The sequence below is a fragment of the Paraburkholderia piptadeniae genome (assembly GCF_900007165.1).
GTDB classification, from domain to species: Bacteria; Pseudomonadota; Gammaproteobacteria; order Burkholderiales; family Burkholderiaceae; genus Paraburkholderia; species Paraburkholderia piptadeniae.
Map to the genome: position 1 here is coordinate 1 of NZ_CYGY02000088.1, position 954 is coordinate 954.

Annotated in this window: 2 protein-coding genes; both read left to right on the forward strand. The window is 66.2% G+C overall.

The window, feature by feature from the left end:
- Positions 1-176 precede the first annotated feature (176 nt).
- Positions 177-581, forward strand: coding sequence for a hypothetical protein (locus BN2476_RS37905; protein WP_143811136.1), 405 nt, complete (start codon positions 177-179; stop codon positions 579-581).
- A 191-nt stretch (positions 582-772) separates the two neighbouring features.
- Positions 773-954, forward strand: a 182-nt coding sequence (locus BN2476_RS37910) for a universal stress protein (RefSeq protein ID WP_235851139.1), incomplete at its 3' end; no start/stop codon positions are given.

The window sequence follows — 954 nt, forward strand, 5'->3', positions numbered from 1 at the left end:
CCGCACTGCGGCCTTGGGCGCATAAAACGCACCACACGCCGACCCAAAGCTCCACGGGCCCAGTTCGACCCGAAACAGCCGCCCGTGCGAGCGCCACATCAATGGCTCCTTTCGGGATACAGAACAGCGGCACGCGAGCCAGGGCGATAGTCTGGCATGGGTCGAAGTGCCTTGTTTTGACCGCTGAGCCGTGTCCGCGCCGATCGGATTTTGACCCGGTCGACCGGTATCAGGCGCGCAGCATCGAGCGGCACTCCTTCTACGGCGCGGACACTGGACCCGTGCTGGAGCGGCAACATCGGCAGCACACGAGTCGCGATGAACTGGCCCGGCATTTCGCGAACGCAGCCACCGGCGCCGCGATCGAGGCCGAGTGGCGTGACCCCGCCGGTGCATCGAATGCCGTCGTGCCGCTGCACGTCCAGTACGCCGATCTGGTTGTCGTGAGTCAGCCCGACCCCGATGACCCCGACGCCCATGTTGCCCCACACTTCGCCGAATACCTGCCGCTGTCGTCGGACAACCGGTCTGGCTGGCTCCCTACGCTGGCGCCATTGACTCGCCGGGTGAGCGACCCATGATCGCGTGGGATGGCAGTCGTGCGGCCACCCGCGCGTGGCACGATGCGCTACCGTTGCTGCAACGCGCCACGCACGGCGCGGTGGTCATGCTGGCTGAGCCCGAAGACGATCGGCCTGCAACCGTTTCCCTGACCTTCGCGACTGCGCTGAGGTGGTACGGTGTATAGGCCGACTTCCATGTCCATCACACGATGTCGCGCCGCGAGCGCGGTGAAATATTGCTGCCCGAGGCCGCTGATCTTGATACCGTCCTGATCGTGGCCGGTGCGTACGGACACACGGGCGTGACGGAACGTGCCCTCGGCAGCGTGACGCAGACCCTGCTGCGCGCGATGACGGTGCCCGTGCTCATGTCGCACTGGCGGTCGGCTCA